The sequence below is a fragment of the Methanomassiliicoccaceae archaeon DOK genome (assembly GCA_009911715.1).
In the GTDB taxonomy this organism is placed as follows: Archaea; Thermoplasmatota; Thermoplasmata; order Methanomassiliicoccales; family Methanomethylophilaceae; genus Methanoprimaticola.
On record CP047880.1, the window covers coordinates 1,784,458 to 1,804,322 of the forward strand.

Consider the following 19,865-nt stretch of genomic DNA (forward strand, 5'->3'; position numbering starts at 1 on the left):
CCTCTTTATGCGAAGTCGGAGTACGGAGTCGCATGAGGAAGTACGATCTCGTCTGCTTCGACATGGACGGCACCCTGACCAAACTCAGGAGCTCGTGGTGCTGGGTTCACCAGCACTTCGGGGTTGACAACGAACCGGCGTACCAGGCGTTCTGCAACGGCGAGATCGACGAACCGGAGTTCATGCGCAGGGACATCGCCCTCTGGAAGGGGAAGAACCCGGATGTCACCGTCGGCGACATCGCCGTCACGTTCAGAGACATGCCGCTCATAGACGGCATCCAGGAGACCGTCGCCTGCCTCAACGACTGCGGCATCAGGGCGGTGATCGTGAGCGGGGGGATCGACCTGGCTGCCGCGATGCTGACGAGGGAGTTCGGATTCGACGACTTCGTGGCCGACGAACTGTGCGCCTACGAGGACGGGCGCCTCACCGGCGAGGGGAGGATGAACGTCGACCTCAGGGACAAGGGCATCAACGTTCGCCACTTCATCGAGAAGTACGGGACCACAGCGGGGAGGACTGTGTCCATCGGGAACTCGTTCACGGACATAGGGATGTTCAAGCAATCCGGATTCTCCATCGCGTTCAACCCCACCGACCCATACACCGTCGAGGCCGCCGACGTCACCGTGGAGTCGGACAACATCGCGGACGTCCTCGACTACATACTGGTGGACGATCCGTCGCCCGGCGAATCGGCCGACAACCCGCACGGACGCATGCGCCCTGCGTCGAAGTGACTGTGGTCTGATCGTTCGAACCGGGACCAGTCCCCGCTGGATCCCATCACAGCTCCAGGTCCTCGTATCCGTGGAATTCCATCCTGGGCTTACCGCCCATCGAATCGGCGAATGCAGCCGCGAAAAAGGGATAGTGCTCCACACCTTCGCTATCCGTGTGGATGTTCCCCTGTTCCAGTTTTATGAACCTGTCGAAGTGGTACATCCGATAGCGCTCATCGGTCATCAGTTTCCGGAGATAGCTAGACCTGCGGTTCGATCCGGATTTCACCTCGATCGCGACCAGGTCTGTGCCCAGACTGGTGACGAAATCCACCTCTATGCGGTCGGTCTCACCGTTCTCGGTCTTGTTTCTCTCGAAATAGTACAGTTCCACACCGCACTTCTCCAGCATGTTGGCGACCATGTGCTCGGTGAGACTTCCTATGTTCGCATATCCGCTTCCTTCCAGAACGGACAGCCTGTCGGCATCGTCCAGCATCGACATCAGAACCCCCTGGTCAGCCATGTAGAGCCTGAACGCACGACCGGTGTTGAGGGCCAAGGGCCGGACCGGCTCGGTCAGGCTGTTGCACACTGTGACCATGCCGGAAGCGTCCAACCATGTCAGCGGATCCGCATATTCGCGCCACCCAGTGTTCTCCTTGCCCTCTATGTCCACGAATCTGAGCTTCATGTTGGAATGCTTCAGATTTCTGGGTATTGACTCCAGGCATCCCACGACGCCGGGTTTGATGTCATCCGGAACGTACTTCAGGATGTCATCGTTGTATCCAGTCCTGATGTCCTTCTGGGCCTTCAGAACTCCTTCAGACGACTGAAGGGATTGCTTGACCACTGCCGGCATCCCTCCGATGATCGTATACTGCCTGTAGTACCTGAACAGAGACTTCAACGTGGCCTCGGTGAAGGGCACTTTGTCCGAGATGTGCCTGCGTATCTCGGATGTCTGCTCCTCCGAGAAGCCCAGTGCCCACAGATACTCTTCGAAATCCATCGGATACATCCTTACGACGGTTTCGTACCCCATCGGCGACACGCGCCTCTTGCCCTCCTTGAGACGGGCATCCACTTCTTCAGAAGGATCGACATCGTTCTGGGGATTGTCTTTTTCACGAACGTACTCCCCTCTGGTGCCTTTAATCCAGGATCTCCTCCAGTATATCCCTTCATTCTCCGATCTCTTCAGCCCTGTGACACCGAGGAGAGAGCCGCTGGCTATGATGTCGCACCTGCCATCGTCCACCAACGGCTTGATTGCCGACCTCGCATCGTCGCACATCTGAATCTCATCAAGGAACAGCAGAGACCTCCCTCTCGCAGGAGTGAACTCCGGATACCTGTACCCCAACTCTTCGAAGATGCGGTCAGCCGTCAAGTCCCCCTTGAATATCTCCTTGGAATCTGGGTTCGTGGAGAAGTTGAGGGTAAGAAAGCTGTCGTACTCATTCTTCCCGAATTCGTCGATGATGTACGTCTTCCCTATCTGTCTGGCACCGGAAACTACCATTCCCTTCTTGCCTGGATCCGCCTTCCATTTGAGAAGCGTGTCCATCATCTTGCGCTTCATGAGGATGTATGAGAATCCGGATATTTGATGCCAACTATTTTTTACTAGTAAATTCTAGTAAATTTACTAGTTTTTACTGGTAAATTCTAGTAGATTTACTACTTTTTACAAGTTATACATGGATCCAGGCTATCAGAGAACACAGATGGATTATCTTGGCTCCCATGGTTTTGAACAGACCTGCTCCACGTTTCATCGGGACAGCCTTCCGCCATCATCCCATGCTCCGCGGACCAGTCCCCTGCGGGTGTCCTTCAGAAAACGATCGAGCCTGTGATCGAACAGATAAGTCCCCCTCTTGCACTGGATGTTCGCCACCCTTATCCTGACGTACAGTGGCGGAAGGAGATCGAAGTTGGCGGACACCTCGGGATCGGAGCGTATGGCGGTCATGACGTCGTCGTCGATGCTGAAGACCCTGTCAGGAATCGCCGCCCTGCCGGCGTCCGTCATGAGCCCCAAGCGCTCCAGGCGCTCGCACCTGGCGATGTTCAGCTCGGTCCAGTTGGAGCCCTTGCGGCGGGGTGTGAACCTCTGGACGGTCAGATCCCCTTCGGGCCTCCCGGTGGAGTCGATCCATCCGAAGCATAGGGCCTCCTCCACCGCATCGATGTACACGAGTTTGGAACCATCCGGATTCTTCCGGCGGTCTAGTACGAGCCAGCAGCCTCTGGAGTCGCTGTGGTGCTCGGCGAGCCACGCCCTCCAGCCCGCCCTGTCTAGAACCAGGACCGGGAGTTCACTCGTCGTAGTCGTCGTCATCGTCGTCGATGATGTAGTCCGCCTCATCGAACTCGTCATCGTCGTCGAAGTCGAGCACGTCGTACCTCTTCTTCCTGATCTTGCCGTAGATCCTGGTTATGTCCCTGGCCTCGGCGACACCGCGCCTGACCAGGCTGTGCTTGGTCTTGATGGCGTGTATCAGGCAGTCGAAGTCCTCGAACTCCAGCTGCGTTCCGACCACGAACTCGTCGTCTGGCTCGGCCTCGACCCTCAGGGAGTATGTCTTGCCGCCGTCGTTGACGGAGACCTTGACGCTGAGGATGTCGAACCTCTTGACCCACAGCTTCCTGACATCGGTCGCCAGGGCCTTCTTGACCTTCCTGTCGTTGTCCACATCGATGTGCGTGACGCACACGAGCCTTCCGTCGTCGAGCTCGAACTCGTCGTCGATCGCGATGATGTCGTTGCTCTCGATTGTGGTCTTGGTGGTCTCGGAGACCTCGCCGTCGCTGAAGACGACCGGGACCTCCAGGAGCTCGGGGATCTTTATGGTCTCGCTGGTCACGCGCCCGCAGACGTTGCATCTGAAGGTCCCCTCGAGGGTGGCCCTGCCCATCTTCCCCTTGAGGATCTGGTGCTCGGTCACGTCGTCGCAGACGGGGCACTCGTAGAATATCGTGTCAGGCATCTCCCTCTGGATCATGATATCACCTGTCGGCCATGAACGGGAAGCCGTGCCCCGGGATGACCACGTCCGCGTACTTCCTGACCCTTTTAATACTTTGCAAGGCCAGGTCCCGGTCCGAGCTTATCGCCGGAGGGACGTTCTTGCGGAAGTTGTCCTCCAGGGGAATCGTGTCGCCTGCGATGACATAGCGTCTGTCCGCCTCGACGAACACACTGCATTCCTCGGGGCAGTGACCCGGCGTGTGCACCATCGTGACGCCATCGCATACCCTGAACTCGTCCTCATCGATGACGGTGGCCCCCGGGATCTCCTCGGACGCACCGGAGTGGATGTACACCTTCGCGTTCTTGTAGAAGCGGAGGTTCTCGACGTGGTCCCTGTGCGCGTGCGTGAGGATGACCGTGTCCACATCCTTGGGGAACACCCCGATCTGCCTGAACGACGACTTCACCATCGGCTTCATGTAGTCCGTGCTCGGATCGACCACGATCAGGCGGTCCGGTGTGCGGATGAGAACGGAGGTGGAGTTCGCCTCCAGGATGTTTCCCTCTTCGTCACGCTCTAGGTTGCCCACGGCGAGGATGTCCAGCTGGATCATGCTGATGACATCCCCGCCGCAATAGATAATCTCATTCATCCGGGACGGGGACGTCGCCGATCTTCCTGGCGGGGGACCCTGCGACGATGGTGTTGGGTGGGACGTCGTGGGTGACCACGGAGTTCGCCCCCACGATGGAGTTGTCGCCGATGGTCACGCCCGGGAGCACGGTGGACGCTATCCCGATCCAGACGTTCCTGCCGATGGTGATCGGTGCGCCGTAGGTGCAGCTCCTCTTCGTCGGGTCTGCGGGATGGTTGATCGTTATCAGGTTCACCTTGGGCGCTATGAACGTGTTGTCACCGATTGTGATGCCGCAGCGGTCGAAGAACGTGCAGCACTGCTGGATGAGCACGTTCTTCCCGACCCTGAGATTCTTCCCGAAGTCCATGTAGAACGGGGGGAACAGGGTCAGGGTGTCATCGACCTCGGTTCCCGTCACGTCGGCGAACACCTGCCTGACCTCCTCCGCGCTCATGACCGACGAGTTCATCCTCTGCAGCTTGGCCATCGTGTCGTGGATCACGTCGTAGATCTTGTAGAAGTCAGGATTGTTCATGTCGACGACCTCCCCGGACCTGTCGCGCTCGAATATGTCCTTCTCTGCCATGCCTGCCTCTACGCAGGATCAGTATTTGACTTTAATCCAACTCAAAGAATAACCGACACCGTATATAGAAGAGATGACGCTCGACCGACGATGGCAGGAGAGAGCAGGGACCTGGAGAGGATGCTGGGCGACCCGAAGGGCGCGATACACTCGATGCTCCTGCCCCTGATAGTCTCGTACATGGTCGTCCAGATCAACCTGTTCGCCGACACATCATGGTGCTCGGGACTGGGTGCGGACGCCAGTTCCGCGGTGTCCACAATATCCCCGTTCTACTGGATCGTCTCGGGACTGGGCACCGGGCTGGGGATAGGTGCGGCTACGGCCATCGCCAGGTATCTGGGGAGGGGCGAGAAGCACAACGCGGACAGGCTGGCCTCCCAGACGGTTGTGCTGTCTGTGATACTGGGTGTGGCCACCACCCCGATCCTGCTCCTGATGGTGGATCCCGCCATATCGATGATGGGCGCGCAGGACGTCGCTGCGGAATGCCGCGAGTACATCCTGCCCCAGATAATCGCGGGCACGGTCGTCATCCTGGACGGGACCGTCTCGGGGGTCATAAGGTCCGAGGGCGCGGCCAAGAGATCCATGGTCATGCTCCTTGTCGCCGCCGCAGTGAACATGGTGCTGGACCCCGTGATGATCTACGGACTGGATCTCGGTCTGACCGGTGCGGGCTGGGCGACCGCCATAGCCTCAGCGTCATCAGCGGCCCTCGGTCTGTGGTGGTACCGTCGCGGCAGGCTCTACCTGACGATGTCTCTGAAGGACATGAGGCCGAACTGGGCCGACATGAAGGAGATCCTGTACGTCGGGATCCCGAGGGGGACCGAATCCATGCTCATCAGCGTGATGTCCATGGTCCAGAGGATATTCGTGATCGCCTGCGGCGGCACCTCCGCGGCCATGTTCTACAACATCCCCTGGAGGTTCGTCTCGATCAGCGAGGTCGTGTCCCAGGCCGTGGGCTCGGCGCTCATCCCCGTATGCTCCGCCGCCCTGGGGAAGAAGGACTTCGCCAAGGCAGAGACGGGATTCAGGTACTCTCTGACGCTGACGATGATCGTGATGACCGCCATAGCCGCGGTGCTCTTCGTCTTCGCCGACTGGGTCATCATACCGTTCACGTACTCGGAGAGCATGGTGGAGTTCAGACCCGAGTTCGCGCACGTCCTGAGGATCTACGCGCTCCTCATCCCGTTCATAGGGATGATCGATATAGGCTCGTCCATCCTGCAGTCCCTCCGTCTGGCACAGATCTCCATGCTCTCATCGTTCGCACGGAACGTGCTGATAGTCGTCATGCTGTTCTTCGCCAGCTCGGTGTCGCTGGACGCGATTTACTGGAGCCTGTTCGTGGCGGAGGTCGTCGGCGGACTTCTGATGCTCTGGCTGGCCAGGGAGGGCTTCAGGCACTACAGGCACGGACGTGAGAAGCCAGAGTCCGCGTGAAATCGAAATATCCGCAGGAAGATGTGGCGGCATGGAATACGACCCGTCGATCGACATCGCGGAAGACCCGGAGGTCTACCCTCCATCCGACGATAGCATCCTCCTGATTGAATCCCTGGACGTGGTCCCGAGGGAGAAGGTCCTGGAGGTCGGATGCGGCTCAGGCGTTGTGTCCATCCACTGCGCGAAGAACGGCTGCTACGTCACGGCGGTGGATGTGAACCCCAGAGCTGTCGAGCTCACCAGGAGGAACGCTGAGGCGAACGGGACGGACATCCGGGTATTGGAAAGCGACGTGTACGGGAACGTCGACGGAGTCTTCGATACGATAGTGTTCAACCTTCCCTACCTCCCGGTGGACGAGGAGGGTCTGCTGGCGAAGGCCTGGTCCGGAGGGCCGGACGGGCTGGGGCCGCTCCCGAGACTCCTGGAGGGCGCACCCGACCATCTCGTACCAGACGGAAGGGTCGTAGTAGTCGTGTCATCCCTGACGGAGCCGCGGGCATTAGAAGAGGCCCTGGAAGGTTACGAGGTACGGACGATCGGAGAGCAGCGTCTGTTCTTCGAGAGGCTGTCCGTCCTCGAGGTAAAGGGGTTCGCTCAGAGGGACTTCCCTAGCTGATAGGCCTCGTCCATGAACCTGGACGCCTGGGCGGCGTCCGCAGATCCGCATCCGACCGCGAGGACCCTCCCGCAGTCCTGCATATTGAAATAGCGGCACAGGCCGTCGTACTGGATCCTGATGGCATCCATGGTCCAGTCCTCCTTGTCGGCGGAGGCGGCGATGAGCACCGCCCTGGCGTTCCTCGTCTTCAGGTTGGCGCTGAAGCTGTAGAACCTGTCGATGACCGCCTTCAGCTGCGCGGAGAACCCGCAGAAGTGGTTGGGTGTGACGAAAACGACCATGTCCGAGGACATGATCTTGGAGCGCACGTCGGTCATGTCATCCTTCTGGATACATGGCCCCGACGCCCCGCAGGCGTTGCATGCGCGGCACATCCCCACGCTGAGACGGACGACCTCGACTACATCGACCTCGTGGCCGGCCTCCCTTGCACCGTCGATGAACCTGCTTGCGATTGTGCTGGACGCACCCTTCAGGTGCGGACTTCCCTCTATGACTGTGATCTTCATGGGTATGACCGGGAATTGAACCTTGATGTTCTATTTAAGGTTCAGACGGGGAGGCGCGATGTTAAAGTGGGGAAAAGAAACCGAAGTCACACCCTGCGATGAACATCACCCCATTCGCACATGGAATCCAGGATCGGTATCAGGGACCTGCCGGTCTCCGTGAGGGAGTACTCGACCTTCGGAGGAACCTGCGGGTACTCCTGCCTGTGGACCAGACCGTCAGCCTCCAGTTCCTTCAGGTTGGCACTGAGAGTCTTGAACGATATACCCTTGATGTAACCCTTCATCTCGTTGAAACGCACCGTTCCGAACTCCATCAGGGCGTAGAGGATGAACATCTTGTACTTCCCGTTGATGAGTGACAGGGTGTAGCTGAACCCGGTCTCATCGATGTCCGCCTCCACGATGCTGCACTGAACCATCGTCACACCACCTATCGTTATGTCATCCTGGTTCAAAAACCCCCCATACTTCATTTTGTGAAGCGCCCCTCGGACCCAGGACTTCACTTCGGGTAAGTATCTGTAGCGCTGGAAAGTACCTGAAACAGGCGAAAGTACCCGACTTATATCCTTCTGAGCGATGTAGTTCATTCAGCGACCGTGTCGCAGGAGTAATGTGAGCATGAGATCTGATATGAGCGAGTACGAGGCAGTCGAGAAGGCAGCGATGCTGTTCGTGAAGAGCGTGGGTTCTGGCGACAGCGCATCCGCCAGGGAGCTGTTCTACGACGAGGCGGTCATGTTCGGCTACCTCGACGGGAAGCTGGAGCACGGACCCATTCAGAACCTGTACGACAACATCGACACCGTGGGAGCGGACCCCGGATACAGGGCCAGGATCGACGTCCTCTGCATCGAGGAGACCGTGGCGATCGTCCGTGTATTGGAAGACAACTGGGGAGGGCGCATCGACTTCAGCGACTTCCTGCTGCTTATCAAGATGGACGGCGAGTGGAAGGGGGTGGCCAAGGTCTACAACCAGAACTCCGACACAATCAGGAGGGACTGAGATGGCGAAGAGGATTGTGGTCCTCAACGGAAGTCCCAGAAGGAATGGCAACACGTCCCGTCTCATCGAGGCGTTCAGGGAAGGGGCCGAGGGCGCTGGGAACACAGTCCAGGTGTTCTACCTCCAGGGGATGGGAATCCACGGATGTCTCGGATGCTTCGGCGGAGGCAAGGATCCGGATCACCCCTGCGTCCAAAGAGACGGCATGGATGAAATCTACCCGGCGTACAGGGAGGCTGATGTGGTTGTGCTGGCCTCACCGCTATATTACTGGAACCTGAGCGGTCAGCTCAGAACCGCGTTCGACAGGCTGTTCGCCGTGGCAGAGTGCGATCCGAACTACACCAACCCGAGGAAGGAGTGCGCCCTGCTGATGGCAGCCGAGGGCGACGACTTCAGAGAGGTGGAGAACTACTACGACAGGCTCATGGCCCACATGGGCTGGACGGACCGCGGCAAGGTGCTCTGCGGCGGGGTGATGGCTGCCGGGGACATCGAGGGTCACGATGACCTGGACGAGGCAAGGGCTCTCGGAGCATACATCTGAGGTGATGGTGTGTCAAAGGTCCTGCTGGTCAACGGAAGTCCCAAGGCAGAGGGCTGTACGTACACGGCACTGAAGGAGATCGCCGACACCCTCGCCAAAGAGGGTGTTGAGTCGGAGATATTCCATGTGAGGAGCGACACACCCGGTTGCAGAGACTGCGGATACTGCTCCAAGAAGGGCCGGTGCTCGATCAAGGACGACGTGAACGCCATCGCCGACAGGCTCGACGAGTTCGACGCCATCGTTCTGGGATCCCCGGTCTACTACGCCGGACCGTCCGGACAGGTCTGCGCGTTCGCCGACAGGCTGTTCTACAGCAACGCCGACCGCATGGCCGGGAAGCTGGGCGCGGCAGTTGTCTCGTGCAGGAGGGGAGGGGCCTCGGCCGCCTTCGACCGCCTGAACAAGTACTTCACAGTCTGCAACATGCCAGTGGTATCGTCCCAATACTGGAACCAGGTCCACGGCTTCACCCCGGACGACGTTCGCAGGGACCTGGAGGGGATGCAGACCATGCGCACACTTGCTCAGAACATGGCCTGGCTCCTGAAGTGCATCGAAGCTGGAAGGGACCGGGGCATCGACAGACCTGTATACGAACCGCACCTTTGGACCCACTTCATGATTCCTTCGGAATGAGGGCATAAAGGGGCGATGGCTTCATAACCCACCTCTTCTTCACGTTGATATCGACATCGGTCGAAATCCGACCGTGTCCAGGAGTGATTGAGATGAGCAAGGTTCTTCTGATCAACGGCAGCCCCAATGAACATGGGTGCACATACACCGCCCTGTCTGAGATGGCCTCCACCTTCGAGAAGGAGGGTATCGAAAGCGAGATCTACTGGATCGGCAAGGGAGACGTCCCCGGATGCAAGTCCTGCCGCTACTGCAAGAAGAAGGGGAGATGCGTCATAGACGACCAGGTGAACGCACTGGCAGCAAGGCTGGACGAGTTCGACGGCATCGTCATCGGCGCCCCCGTGTACTACGCCGGGCCCTCCGGACAGTCCTGTGCGTTCATGGACAGGCTGTTCTACTCCGCCGACAAGTCCAAGCTCATCAACAAGCCCGGAACGGCCATCGTTTCCTGCCGCAGGGGAGGCGCATCCTCGTCCTACGACCGCCTGCTGAAGTACTTCAGCATCACCAGCATGCCTATCGTGTCCTCCCAGTACTGGAACCAGGTCCACGGTAACACCCCGGACGAGGTCCGCCAGGACCTTGAGGGTCTGCAGACGATGCGCACACTGGCCCGCAACATGGCCTGGCTCATCAAATGCATCGACGCCGGCAAGGCCGCGGGCATCCCGCTCCCCGAGCGCGAGACACCCACTATGACGAACTTCATCAGACCCGAGTGATCGGGCCCCCGGTCGCCGCCGATACCCATGGCGCGACCGGGACACTTTTTCCCGACGGTGGGCCCCTGCATCGGACGACGCGTGCAGGTGCCGGACCGTCACTGGACCGGGACGTCCCTGGCCTCGACCTTGGGATATGGCTTCGCGGACAGCGCGAGCATGACGACGTACATGGCGACCACCAGAACCACGTAACCGGTCAGGATCGTGTAGAGGCTGTACTCCCCCGGGATCAGTCCGACCACCAGGTTGGGTATGGCCGAACCCCCGTAGGATGTGAGGTAGATCAGGGAGAACACACCCGACCTCTGTGCCTGGCTGGACCTCCCCAGGAGCTCCGTGACGCTCCCCGTGAAGGCTATCCCCTGGCACACCGCGGCCACGACGCTGAACACGACGTACATGGCGAGACTGTCGAAGACGGTCAACGAGACCAGCATCATCACCGCGCACAGCGCGAAGAGCCCGAAGCCCCATCTCTGGGCGACCCTGACGTCGAACCTCTTGGCGAAGAAGCTGCCGACGATGTTGGACAGAAGGAGGGACGTGTACACCGCCGCTGCGATGAACGTGTCATGGATGCCGAACTGCTCGGCCACCAGGGTCGAGCTGAAGGACTGCGCGAAACCGCCAAGCGCCCATGTGCCGACGAACGCCATGGATGATGCGGCGAAGAGCCTCAGCGAGTTCGGCGGCAGTGTGAACCTAGGCCTCAGCGATCTGACGAGGCCGGGCTTCCTCTGCATCGTCTCCCTGGCGAACAGCACCAGCACGATGAACACCACGACGACGACCGCCACCGCCTCGAAGTAGGACGTGGAGGAGACCGAGGTGTAGTTGATGATCCCTCCGGAGACGAAGCATCCCGTGGACAGCCCGAGGGTCGGCGCACTGCTGGTGATCATCGGACCGATCCATCTGGGCATGTCAGATGACAGGTCCACCACGTACGCCGCGATGGTGCTGGACCCCAGACCGCTGGCGATGCCCTGGATCAGTCTCCCGATCATGAGCATCTCCGGGTTGGAGAGATACGCGAACGTGATGCATCCGCAGATCGACACCAGGAGGATCATCACCGTGGCGGGACGCCTCCCCAGATGATCGGATATGCGGGGGAGGAACATGAGCGGGATGACCGTCCCGAGGAGATAGTACATGGATACCATCGAGAGGTCCCCGTGCGACAGCCCGAGCTGCTCCTGGTAAACTGAATACAAAGGTATGGGGGACCCGGATGCGAAGTAGAGCACGATGAGTGCCCCCGCCGCACCGACGAATCCGATGGCGTTTCTCGCGTTCATCTCAACCACCCCGGTCGGACGTGGTCTCGCGATCAGCCTGGCCGTCGGTCACTCGGAGATTGAAGTTGGATTTAAGTGGTATCGTCCTACCATGAAGAGAAGATATCCCGCCCGAAGGCGGGTAAGTGGGTTCGATCAGCCCAGGAGCTTCCTTATGGCGGCGGTCAGCAGCTCGTTGGCCTGCTTTCCGTCGACCTTTCCCCTGAGGGCGCCCATGACGGGCCCCATGAGCGGTCCGATGGCTCCCATGCCCTTGGACCTGACGAAATCGGCGCGCTCGTTGACGATCTGCTCTATGACCTTCGCGGCCTCGTCGGAGTCCATCGCCTCCAGACCGAGCTTGCCGATGGCGTCCTCCGCGGACGTGCCGACGGCCATCTCCCTGAGCAGCGCCGGAAGGGCCTCCTTGGCGAAGCGTCCCTCCTTCAACATGGCGAACACGCCGAGGATCGCCTCGTCCGTGAACACGCCGACATCTATCCCGTCGTGCTCCAGCTCGCCGTAGGTGTTCAGGAACATCGTGGCGGCGACTGGCGCCATGGCCCTGTCCGCGGCTATCTTCTCGAAGAGCTCGTCGTTGCTCTGCCTGACGATCTGCTTGGCCTGCTGGGCGTTGATGCCGTAGTCGTTGACGAGCCTGGCCTCGATCTGCTCGGGGAACTCGGGCATGTTGTCCCTGACATCCTGCAGTCTCTCGGCGGTGATGAGCGTTGGGGGCACATCCGTCTCGGGATACATCCTCGCGGCCCCGGGGAGCGGCCTGGAGTACTTCGTGGTGCCGTCCGGCAGCGGATCCCTGGTCTCCTCGGGAACGCCCACGAGGGCCTCGTTGGCCCTCACTACGGCCGCCTCGAGGGCGTCCGTGGCCTTCTTCTCCCTGGCTGCGCAGATGACGAAGGCGTCGTGTTCGCCGGTCATGCCGAGGAACTCCCTGAGCCTGTCCACATAGGACTGCTCTATGCCGTAGTTGGGGAGCTCGTCGGAGTGGAAGATTCCCTTCACGCCCTTGGTGCGTGCGCGCTGGGCCATCTCGGAGCCCAGCCTGAGGGTCTTGTTGTCACCGTTCATCACCCCGGCGAAGCCCGGGAGACGGACGGCGATGACCTTCCCCTTGTCGTCCAGTGCGCCCTTTATGACCTTGGACTCGCAGTCGGCGAAGATGTCCGTCACATCCACGGGCTCGAACGCGGCGGGCGGGACGCCCCTGTCGTTGAGTATGCCCTTGATTCTGATGAGCATCTTCTGCCTGTTTACCTCGTTCCTGACGTAGTCGGGAATCATCTTCAGCTCCCCGACTCCCTTGAGCTCGATGCGTGCGCCTCCGGGGATGGAGATGTTGAGGTCCTGGCGGATGGTCCCGATACCTCTCTTCACCCTCCTGGTCGCCCTGAGCAGGGTACCGAGCCTGTACGCGACCTCCATGACCTCCTCGGGCGTGCGCATGTCAGGTCCTGTGGCGACCTCGATGAGCGGGATCCCCAGACGGTCGAGCCTGTAGAGGACCTCGTCGTTCTTGGTCGTCTCGACCTTCCTGGCGGCATCCTCCTCGAGGCACACGGAGAGGATGGAGATCTTCCTGTCGCCGACGTCCACGGACCCGTCCGTGGCGATGAGGGCCGTCCTCTGGAAGCCAGAGGTGTTGGATCCGTCGACGACGATCTTCCTCATGAAATGGATCTCGTCGATGATGTTCGCGCCGAGCATCTCGGAGAACGTCAGCGCGATCTCCATCGCGTCGGGGTTCACGTCGTGGGGAGGCTCCTCGTCGAGCTCCACCAGGCACGTGGTGCCTCTGCAGCACTGGTACCTGTAGCCCGAGTGCCTCTGGAACTGCGCCAGCGCGGCCCTGTCGACCTCGCCCATCTCGCTGGTCGTGGGTCTGAGCCTCCTGAAGTAGGCGCCCTCGCCGTCGTCACAGAGATGGCTGTCGCACGAGCAGAACAGCTTCTTGGTGTCGAGCTGCTGGTGGATCTCGATACCGCACATCATCTCGTAGTCTTCACTCATCGATGGTCCTCCTGTCTGAAAGCTCGTTGGCGAGCGGGGCGCGCATGGCGGCCTTCGCCTCCTCGACGGACGCAGAGTTCGCCAGGACCCACATCAGCTTGACGTAGGCTGTCTCCGGCAGCATGTCGAAGACCGTGATGACACCGGCGTTCAGCATGTCCCTGCCGGTGTTGTACACGTTGAGGTTCGTCCTGCCGTTGAGGCACTGGCTGGTCATGACCACGACGGTGCCGTTGTCACAGGCCCTCTTGATGAGCGGGATCATGTTCTCGTTGACATGTCCCAGTCCGGAACCGGCGATGACGACGCCCTTGGACCTCATGAATATGTCCTCGAAAAGCGCGGGGTCCATGCCTGGGTAGTACTGGAGCAGGACGCAGGCCCTCTCCATGGCGGTGTTGGCCACGGCCTTTTCCGATGTGGCGGCCGGCAGTTCCGCGTTGAACGTTATCCTGCCGTCCTTGTCCAGATGAGCGACCGGCAGGGCGTTTATGCTGTGGAAGGCGTCCCTGCGGGAGGTGTGCATCTTCCTGACACGGGTCCCGAAGTGGACCGCGAACGAGTCGTCCCCGGGCGTGTCATGCATGATGACGTAGACCCCGGCCTTGCCGGACCTGCAGAACCTGGCACATGCCATCAGGTTGCTGCTGGCATCGGAGGACGGACGGTCGGAGGACCTCTGGGCCCCGACCAGGACAACGGGCTTGGGGACGTCCCCCAGCATGAATGACAGCGCGGCTGCGGTGTATCCCATGGTGTCGGTCCCATGGGGGATGATGATCCCGTCGGCCCCTTCGTTGATCTGTCTGGCGACCTCGTCGGCCAGGGCCTGCCAGTGCTCCACGTTCATGTTCTCGGAGAAAATGGAGAACAGGACCGTGGCGTCTATGTTGGCGATCTCCCTGATCTCTGGCACAGCGTTGACCATGTCGGAGGTGGAGAGCGCGGGGTGGACCGCCCCCGTCCTGTAGTCGACGTAGGATGCTATTGTCCCGCCGGTTCCGATGAGGACCAGCTTGGGGAGGCCCTTCCTGAACTCCACCTCGGACTCGGGTTTGACCCTCTCCACGGGGGCCTCGACCACCGAGATCTCCGTGGCGTCGGTGATTCTGACACCGACGTTGTACCCGGACTTCATCTTCAGAATGAGGATGTCCGGGGCGCTGAACTCGTGATGGGGCATGAGTGTCCCGACATATGTCCTGCCGTCCCTGACGACGGACAGCTTGGTTCCCTCGACCGCGCCGAGGGACTCCAATGTCTTGGAAAGTGATTCGGAGTACATGCTGTTCGATTGAAGGTATCTCCTTATCGTTTAGATTGGTTGCGCTCGCGCGCAGATAAGCCATCAAATCTAGAGTTTTCTTTGAATGAATCTGCACCAGATCTGTAGTGTCCTAGGATTGGTTCTCACCACATCTATAGTATGGTGATCACGCCTTCATTCCCGTCAGTGGTTCGAACCTCACCATCTCGTACCCGACCCTGCGGTTCAGGTCCCCGATCTCCTGCCGGCACTCGCCGAGCTCGGAGCGCATCGCCTCGGTGAGCATGCCGAAGTACCTGGCATAGAACACGGAGACCGTGTCGGAATAGGCTGTGAGGAGGGACTCCAGGTCCGTTCCCCTGAGGTACACCTTCTGACTGGTGCTCCATATGCCGTCCCCGCAGCATCTCCGGGTGAACAGCACCCTGCCGTCCCTGACGTCGATCTCCAGAGGGAGCATGTCCACGTGCACGACGTAGTTCCTGAGGTTCACGATCAACGAGGCTTCGAACCCGAGCCCGTCATGCTTGAGGGCCCTGAACTCGCGGTCGATCCCGTACCTCTTGGCGCAGACGGCGGCGTAGTTCTTGCACGAGTACATCCTGGAGAGGAAGTCGGCGAGAAGCTGGCAGATGCCCATGGTATGGGACTCGATGGTCTCGTACCGGCTCCAGTGGTCGGGCCCCATGCGCCTCGTTCCGCGGACGGCGTCGAGGAGTTCGTCGAGCTTCGTGTCCATCATGTCGTAGCAGATCGACATGCGTCTCAGTTCGGTGTATGTCTTGAAAACGGGGGAATCCTGTAGGCGCCTGAGCTCCCTGCGGGGGTCCGAGGACATGAGTATGTAATCGGTCGCGGATTTCTTAACCGACACCGAAGTAGAATACCGAATCTACATACGGGACGCATCGCACAAGGACCGAGCGTCCGTCCATCTCCGTTTATAACAACATCCCGTTGCGAGTCCCATGGATTATGACATTGTAGCGAAAGCGGCCATCGTGATCTCGATGGTCGCCGTCATCGTGGCCGCCGCCGCGATAATCATGGTGGCGACCGGGGACGATTCCGACGACAGATACAGGATCTACATCGGTATGGACGCGGACGCCACACAGAGCCAGATGGATGAGCTCGAGTCCTACATGAAGGACACGATCACCAGCGAGTACGGCACAGGATACACCATGTACTGGGCGGACGGGGCCTATGTGGACGACAACGGCGACACTGTTCAGAACCGCACCCTCGTGGTCATACTCCTCGATGTGAGCTCCGGGGACGCGGATGCTATCGCCGACGCGGCCCTCGACCAGGACGGTGTATCGTCGGTTGCCAAGGAGGCCTACCACTCCTTCTTCGACATCAGCACGAACTGAATCCGAGGGGCTTCCGCCCTTCTTTTTTATTATATTAAAGAACACGGCGTAGCACGAACAAGCTAAATAGTATGCACAGGCTTCCGCCTCCCATGCACATAGTACAGCCCGGCATGGAAATCGACGTTCTCAAGGAGAACAACAAGATCGCCCATGAGAACTACCGCCTCATGAGGAGCAAGGGAATCAAATCCGTCGACTTCATGGGATCCATCGGAGCAGGGAAGACCGCCCTCATCATCAAGCTCGCCGAGAAGCTCAGGGCCAAGGGCGTCCGCGTCTGCGCGATCGCGGGTGACGTCACCGGCGTGGACGACTACACCAGGTTCGAGAAGTCCGGACTGAACGCGGTCAACTGCAACACCGGACACGAGTGCCACCTGGACGCCAACCTCGTCAAGAAGACCCTCGCGGACATCAACCTGGACGACTACGACGTCATCTTCATCGAGAACGTCGGGAACCTGGTCTGCCCCGCCGACTTCCCCCTGGGCACCGACTACAGGGTCGTCGTCATCTCCACCACCGAGGGAGACGACATGGTGAGAAAGCACCATGACATCTTCATCCACTCGGATATCGCCGTTCTCAACAAGATCGACATCGCCGACGCCGTGGATGTGGACCCCGAGGTCATAGCCAGGGACTACAACAAGCTCATGGGCGGCACAAAGAACATCTACAAATGCAGCGTTAAGAAGGACCAGGGGCTCGACGAGATCCTCGCGGCCCTGAAGCTCTGAGGTGTGTATAACATGAAGGTCCTCGCCGTCGGCGGAGGGGGCAGAGAGCATGCGGCCGTAGAGGCCCTGTTCCGCTCCGGCTCCGAGATTTACGCTGTGATGAAGAACGCCAACCCGGGCATCATCGCCAGGTCGAAGGAGCATCTGCTGTGCGACGAGAAGGACATCGAGAGGGTCTGCGCATTCGCCAGGGAGAAGGGGGTCGAGCTCGCGTTCATCGGCCCCGAGGCACCTCTCGAGAAGGGGATCGTGGACGCCCTCGAGGCGGCTGGCATCCCCTGCGCCGCGCCAACCAAGGCGGCCGCCAGGATCGAGACCTCGAAGACTTTCATGAGGGAGCTCGTGGCGAAGCACGGCATCGCAGGCAACCTGGGATTCGCCCACTTCGACAACGCCCGTGATGCGGAGGAGTACCTGAAGGGCATCGACCACGAGATCGTGGTCAAACCCGTCGGACTCACGGGCGGGAAGGGCGTCAAGGTCCAGGGTGAGCACCTCCACTCCTTCGAGGAGACCATGGACTACGTCAACGAGATCTTCGACGAGAACATCGGCGGCGCGGGAGTCATCCTGGAGGAGAAGGCTGTCGGAGAGGAGTTCACCCAGATGGTGTTCGTCGACGGGAAGCGCATCGTGCCCCTCCCGCTGGTCCAGGACCACAAGCGCGCCTACGAAGGGGATGTCGGACCCAACACCGGGGGCATGGGCTCATACACCGACTCCGATCATCTTCTGCCGTTCATCACACAGGAGGAGAGGGAACAGTCCCTCGCAATCCTGCAGTCGATCGTCGACGCCATGGCCGAGGAGGGCTGCCCCTACAGGGGGACCATGTACGGCCAGTTCATGCTGACCGTGAAGGGCCCCAAGATCATCGAGATCAACGCCAGATTCGGTGACCCGGAAGCCATGAACGTCCTCTCCCTCATCGGGGACGACTTCGAGGACGTCTGCTACCGCATGGCCACCGGCACACTGGACAGGGACGTGGAGTTCTCCAAGAAGGCGACCGTCTGCAAGTACGTCGTACCCAGGGGCTACGGCGTGAAGTCCGAAGCAGGGCACGAGATCTCCGTCGACGAGGAGGGCGTCAGGAACGCCGGAGCCGTCGTCTACTACGCCAACGTCGACATGAAGGACGGGAAGCTCGTCACTGGAACGTCCAGGTCCCTGGGCGTCGTCGGTATCGCCGACACCCTCGAGGAGGCCGAGTCCAACTGCGAGGCTGCACTCAAGTTCGTGAAATGCGATGCCATGGCCGTCCGCCACGACATCGGCACCCGTGCGCTCGTACAGCGCAGGGTCGACCACATGAGGGAACTCCGTTCCGCATGAAGAGAATCGCTGTGCGGTTCGCCTACCTGGGCGATGGATTCTCCGGCTCGCAGATACAGCCGGAGGTCCGTACGGTGGAGGGGGAGATGAGAGCGGCCCTCCACAAGGTCTGCGGCATGGACGACGACCGTCTGGACCTCCGCATAGCCAGTCGCACGGACAGAGGCGTCAACGCCCTTGGCAACGTCGCTGTGTTCAACACAGGCATCGAGGACCCGGACACCCTGCTCAGAGCACTCAACGCCGTCTCTGACGGCATCTTCTACACCGCCTATGCCTAGGTGGACGGGGACTTCAACCCCCGTCACGCCTCGGCCCGGTCGTACAGGTACGTGATCCCGTCCGAAGGACTGGACATCGACCTCGCGCGTGAATGCGCGAAGCTTTTCATCGGCGAGCACGACTTCGTCCGGTTCTGTCGTCCGGACGGGAAGCCGACGGTCGCGACAGTGGACTCCATAGACGTCTCCGCAGAAGGGGAGACGATCGTCCTGACGTACCGCGCCAGGTTCTTCCTCTGGAACATGGTCCGTAGGACCGCGGCCGCGATAATCTCAGTGGCTTCCGGCCGCAGCAGTCTGGACGATGTCAGGTCGGCCCTTGAAGGAGAGGACATCAACTTCGGTGTCGCCAGAGCGGATGCGCTCACCCTCACGTCGGTGGAGTATGAGGGGCTGGACTTCACCCCCTCGTCAAGCAGCGTCCTCTCGGAGAGGGTTGACGAGTGCACGTTCTCCGCTGATCTCCGCAGAGGATTCTACACCGCCCTCCAGGATTAAGAGAGCCGAGACGATTACCCTCGTCATGCAGGGGTTTTCCGAGAGCATCCGCTCAGCGGCCGAGGAACTGGAAGGGATTGAGAACGAGAGGGAGACCGCCATCGCGGGCTCCCGCAGGGTCATAAGACTGAGCAAGAGGACGATCCATGCGATACACGTCGGGGAGGACTTCTCCGGACCTGCGTCGGAGATGAGGGAGGCGGTCACAGACCTCCTCCCTGCAGGATCCCGTCGGGTCGACTTCGGTCCCGTCCAGGACGCGCTCATGGAGTACTCCGAGGCGGCCATCCTGGCATCCATCGTCGCCGAGGGGCGCGTACCCTCCTTCTCCGAAATCGGGGTTCCCGCGGGACCATGGGTCCTGGGACTGGCAGATTCCGTCGGTGAGCTCAGGAGGATCGTCACGACCCGCCTGATGGACGGAGACATGGATGGCGCGAGGCGCTTCTTCGGAATCATGGAGGAGATCAGCGGGGAGATCATGATGCTCGACGTTCCCGACGCCGTCGCTCCCGTCAGAAGGAAGCAGGACATCGTCCGCGGGATCATGGACCGCACGAGGTCGGACATGACCACGGCGTCGATGATGAGAATCTGAGGAAAAACGG

Annotated in this window: 24 protein-coding genes; 13 read left to right on the forward strand and 11 right to left on the reverse strand. The window is 60.2% G+C overall.

The annotated features are described in order from the left end of the window. The first annotated feature begins 32 nt into the window (after positions 1-32). The gene (locus tag JS82_09040; GenBank protein QHK18234.1) at positions 33-743 is read left to right on the forward strand and encodes an HAD-IB family phosphatase; all 711 of its coding nucleotides are present in this window, start codon (positions 33-35) and stop codon (positions 741-743) included. Between the two features lie 46 nt (positions 744-789). On the opposite strand, the gene JS82_09045 is transcribed toward JS82_09040, so the two are convergent. From JS82_09045 to JS82_09065, 5 genes are all read right to left on the reverse strand, one after another. Continuing rightward, positions 790-2,313, reverse strand: coding sequence for an AAA family ATPase (locus JS82_09045; GenBank protein ID QHK18235.1), 1,524 nt, complete (start codon positions 2,311-2,313; stop codon positions 790-792). Positions 2,314-2,505: 192 nt separating this feature from the next. Continuing rightward, a complete protein-coding gene (locus JS82_09050) occupies positions 2,506-3,075 on the reverse strand; it encodes a thymidylate synthase (protein ID QHK18236.1) in 570 nt (189 codons plus the stop codon). Further along, positions 3,053-3,739, reverse strand: coding sequence for a hypothetical protein (locus tag JS82_09055; GenBank protein QHK18237.1), 687 nt, complete (start codon positions 3,737-3,739; stop codon positions 3,053-3,055). Before JS82_09055 ends, JS82_09050 begins: the two co-directional genes overlap by 23 nt. Before the next feature lie 4 nt (positions 3,740-3,743). Beyond that, a complete protein-coding gene (locus JS82_09060; GenBank protein QHK18238.1) occupies positions 3,744-4,322 on the reverse strand; it encodes an MBL fold metallo-hydrolase in 579 nt (192 codons plus the stop codon). A gap of 31 nt (positions 4,323-4,353) precedes the next feature. Continuing rightward, the gene (locus tag JS82_09065) at positions 4,354-4,932 is read right to left on the reverse strand and encodes a sugar O-acetyltransferase (protein ID QHK18239.1); all 579 of its coding nucleotides are present in this window, start codon (positions 4,930-4,932) and stop codon (positions 4,354-4,356) included. A 90-nt stretch (positions 4,933-5,022) separates the two neighbouring features. Between JS82_09065 and JS82_09070 the strand changes: the two genes are divergently transcribed. Together JS82_09070 and JS82_09075 are read left to right on the forward strand one after the other, a co-directional pair. Further along, positions 5,023-6,387, forward strand: a complete 1,365-nt coding sequence (locus JS82_09070) for an MATE family efflux transporter (protein ID QHK18240.1) — start codon at positions 5,023-5,025, stop codon at positions 6,385-6,387. A gap of 31 nt (positions 6,388-6,418) precedes the next feature. Next, complete coding sequence (locus tag JS82_09075; GenBank protein ID QHK18241.1) at positions 6,419-7,009, forward strand: methyltransferase; 591 nt, start codon at positions 6,419-6,421, stop codon at positions 7,007-7,009. On the opposite strand, the gene JS82_09080 is transcribed toward JS82_09075, so the two are convergent. Together JS82_09080 and JS82_09085 are read right to left on the reverse strand one after the other, a co-directional pair. After that, positions 6,988-7,521, reverse strand: a complete 534-nt coding sequence (locus JS82_09080; GenBank protein QHK18242.1) for a flavodoxin family protein — start codon at positions 7,519-7,521, stop codon at positions 6,988-6,990. The two genes, JS82_09075 and JS82_09080, sit on opposite strands and share 22 nt — an antisense overlap. A gap of 86 nt (positions 7,522-7,607) precedes the next feature. Beyond that, positions 7,608-7,943: a transcriptional regulator gene (locus tag JS82_09085; protein ID QHK18243.1), complete on the reverse strand. Its 336-nt coding sequence runs from the start codon at positions 7,941-7,943 to the stop codon at positions 7,608-7,610. A 202-nt stretch (positions 7,944-8,145) separates the two neighbouring features. Between JS82_09085 and JS82_09090 the strand changes: the two genes are divergently transcribed. The 4 genes from JS82_09090 (at position 8,146) to JS82_09105 (ending at position 10,443) form a co-directional block, all read left to right on the forward strand. Beyond that, entirely contained in the window at positions 8,146-8,532 is a 387-nt protein-coding gene (locus JS82_09090) for a hypothetical protein (GenBank protein QHK18244.1), read from the forward strand. A 1-nt stretch (position 8,533) separates the two neighbouring features. Further along, positions 8,534-9,079 (forward strand): flavodoxin family protein, encoded by a 546-nt coding sequence (locus JS82_09095; protein ID QHK18245.1) that lies wholly within the window; start codon positions 8,534-8,536, stop codon positions 9,077-9,079. 9 nt (positions 9,080-9,088) lie between these two features. Continuing rightward, positions 9,089-9,718 carry a flavodoxin family protein gene (locus JS82_09100; GenBank protein ID QHK18246.1) on the forward strand — a complete coding sequence of 210 codons (630 nt, stop codon included), beginning with the start codon at positions 9,089-9,091 and terminating at the stop codon, positions 9,716-9,718. Positions 9,719-9,810: 92 nt separating this feature from the next. Then, positions 9,811-10,443, forward strand: coding sequence for a flavodoxin family protein (locus JS82_09105; GenBank protein QHK18247.1), 633 nt, complete (start codon positions 9,811-9,813; stop codon positions 10,441-10,443). Positions 10,444-10,541: 98 nt separating this feature from the next. On the opposite strand, the gene JS82_09110 is transcribed toward JS82_09105, so the two are convergent. The 4 genes from JS82_09110 to JS82_09125 form a co-directional block, all read right to left on the reverse strand. Next, complete coding sequence (locus JS82_09110) at positions 10,542-11,747, reverse strand: MFS transporter (GenBank protein QHK18248.1); 1,206 nt, start codon at positions 11,745-11,747, stop codon at positions 10,542-10,544. A 135-nt stretch (positions 11,748-11,882) separates the two neighbouring features. Then, positions 11,883-13,754 (reverse strand): Glu-tRNA(Gln) amidotransferase subunit GatE, encoded by a 1,872-nt coding sequence (gene gatE, locus JS82_09115; GenBank protein QHK18249.1) that lies wholly within the window; start codon positions 13,752-13,754, stop codon positions 11,883-11,885. Then, positions 13,747-15,039 (reverse strand): Glu-tRNA(Gln) amidotransferase subunit GatD, encoded by a 1,293-nt coding sequence (gene gatD / locus JS82_09120; GenBank protein ID QHK18250.1) that lies wholly within the window; start codon positions 15,037-15,039, stop codon positions 13,747-13,749. Before gatD ends, gatE begins: the two co-directional genes overlap by 8 nt. 148 nt (positions 15,040-15,187) lie before the next feature. Then, positions 15,188-15,859 (reverse strand): hypothetical protein, encoded by a 672-nt coding sequence (locus tag JS82_09125; GenBank protein QHK18251.1) that lies wholly within the window; start codon positions 15,857-15,859, stop codon positions 15,188-15,190. A gap of 130 nt (positions 15,860-15,989) precedes the next feature. Between JS82_09125 and JS82_09130 the strand changes: the two genes are divergently transcribed. From JS82_09130 to JS82_09155, 6 genes are all read left to right on the forward strand, one after another. Further along, positions 15,990-16,400 (forward strand): DUF3574 domain-containing protein, encoded by a 411-nt coding sequence (locus tag JS82_09130; GenBank protein ID QHK18252.1) that lies wholly within the window; start codon positions 15,990-15,992, stop codon positions 16,398-16,400. Between the two features lie 92 nt (positions 16,401-16,492). Continuing rightward, entirely contained in the window at positions 16,493-17,143 is a 651-nt protein-coding gene (gene hypB, locus JS82_09135; GenBank protein ID QHK18253.1) for a hydrogenase nickel incorporation protein HypB, read from the forward strand. Between the two features lie 12 nt (positions 17,144-17,155). Beyond that, positions 17,156-18,478 (forward strand): phosphoribosylamine--glycine ligase, encoded by a 1,323-nt coding sequence (gene purD / locus JS82_09140; protein ID QHK18254.1) that lies wholly within the window; start codon positions 17,156-17,158, stop codon positions 18,476-18,478. Next, complete coding sequence (locus JS82_09145) at positions 18,475-18,759, forward strand: hypothetical protein (protein ID QHK18255.1); 285 nt, start codon at positions 18,475-18,477, stop codon at positions 18,757-18,759. The genes purD and JS82_09145 overlap by 4 nt, the downstream gene beginning before the upstream one ends. Then, entirely contained in the window at positions 18,760-19,257 is a 498-nt protein-coding gene (locus JS82_09150; protein QHK18256.1) for a hypothetical protein, read from the forward strand. It abuts the gene before it with no gap. A 25-nt stretch (positions 19,258-19,282) separates the two neighbouring features. Next, positions 19,283-19,855, forward strand: a complete 573-nt coding sequence (locus tag JS82_09155) for an RNA-binding protein (GenBank protein ID QHK18257.1) — start codon at positions 19,283-19,285, stop codon at positions 19,853-19,855. The last annotated feature ends 10 nt before the right edge of the window (positions 19,856-19,865 follow it).

Excerpts from the sequence above, each read along its gene's own strand:
- JS82_09070 (QHK18240.1), top strand. The coding sequence starts at position 5,023 with ATGGCAGGAGAGAGCAGGGACCTGGAGAGGATGCTGGGCGACCCGAAG.
- gatD (QHK18250.1), bottom strand. The coding sequence starts at position 15,039 with ATGTACTCCGAATCACTTTCCAAGACATTGGAGTCCCTCGGCGCGGTC.
- JS82_09050 (QHK18236.1), bottom strand. The coding sequence starts at position 3,075 with ATGACGACGACTACGACGAGTGAACTCCCGGTCCTGGTTCTAGACAGG.
- JS82_09045 (QHK18235.1), bottom strand. The coding sequence starts at position 2,313 with ATGAAGCGCAAGATGATGGACACGCTTCTCAAATGGAAGGCGGATCCA.
- JS82_09060 (QHK18238.1), bottom strand. The coding sequence starts at position 4,322 with ATGATCCAGCTGGACATCCTCGCCGTGGGCAACCTAGAGCGTGACGAA.
- purD (QHK18254.1), top strand. The coding sequence starts at position 17,156 with ATGAAGGTCCTCGCCGTCGGCGGAGGGGGCAGAGAGCATGCGGCCGTA.
- gatE (QHK18249.1), bottom strand. The coding sequence starts at position 13,754 with ATGAGTGAAGACTACGAGATGATGTGCGGTATCGAGATCCACCAGCAG.
- JS82_09090 (QHK18244.1), top strand. The coding sequence starts at position 8,146 with ATGAGATCTGATATGAGCGAGTACGAGGCAGTCGAGAAGGCAGCGATG.
- JS82_09065 (QHK18239.1), bottom strand. The coding sequence starts at position 4,932 with ATGGCAGAGAAGGACATATTCGAGCGCGACAGGTCCGGGGAGGTCGTC.
- JS82_09040 (QHK18234.1), top strand. The coding sequence starts at position 33 with ATGAGGAAGTACGATCTCGTCTGCTTCGACATGGACGGCACCCTGACC.
- JS82_09110 (QHK18248.1), bottom strand. The coding sequence starts at position 11,747 with ATGAACGCGAGAAACGCCATCGGATTCGTCGGTGCGGCGGGGGCACTC.
- hypB (QHK18253.1), top strand. The coding sequence starts at position 16,493 with ATGCACATAGTACAGCCCGGCATGGAAATCGACGTTCTCAAGGAGAAC.
- JS82_09055 (QHK18237.1), bottom strand. The coding sequence starts at position 3,739 with ATGATCCAGAGGGAGATGCCTGACACGATATTCTACGAGTGCCCCGTC.
- JS82_09095 (QHK18245.1), top strand. The coding sequence starts at position 8,534 with ATGGCGAAGAGGATTGTGGTCCTCAACGGAAGTCCCAGAAGGAATGGC.
- JS82_09155 (QHK18257.1), top strand. The coding sequence starts at position 19,283 with ATGCAGGGGTTTTCCGAGAGCATCCGCTCAGCGGCCGAGGAACTGGAA.
- JS82_09075 (QHK18241.1), top strand. The coding sequence starts at position 6,419 with ATGGAATACGACCCGTCGATCGACATCGCGGAAGACCCGGAGGTCTAC.
- JS82_09145 (QHK18255.1), top strand. The coding sequence starts at position 18,475 with ATGAAGAGAATCGCTGTGCGGTTCGCCTACCTGGGCGATGGATTCTCC.
- JS82_09105 (QHK18247.1), top strand. The coding sequence starts at position 9,811 with ATGAGCAAGGTTCTTCTGATCAACGGCAGCCCCAATGAACATGGGTGC.
- JS82_09125 (QHK18251.1), bottom strand. The coding sequence starts at position 15,859 with ATGTCCTCGGACCCCCGCAGGGAGCTCAGGCGCCTACAGGATTCCCCC.
- JS82_09085 (QHK18243.1), bottom strand. The coding sequence starts at position 7,943 with ATGGTTCAGTGCAGCATCGTGGAGGCGGACATCGATGAGACCGGGTTC.
- JS82_09130 (QHK18252.1), top strand. The coding sequence starts at position 15,990 with ATGGATTATGACATTGTAGCGAAAGCGGCCATCGTGATCTCGATGGTC.
- JS82_09080 (QHK18242.1), bottom strand. The coding sequence starts at position 7,521 with ATGAAGATCACAGTCATAGAGGGAAGTCCGCACCTGAAGGGTGCGTCC.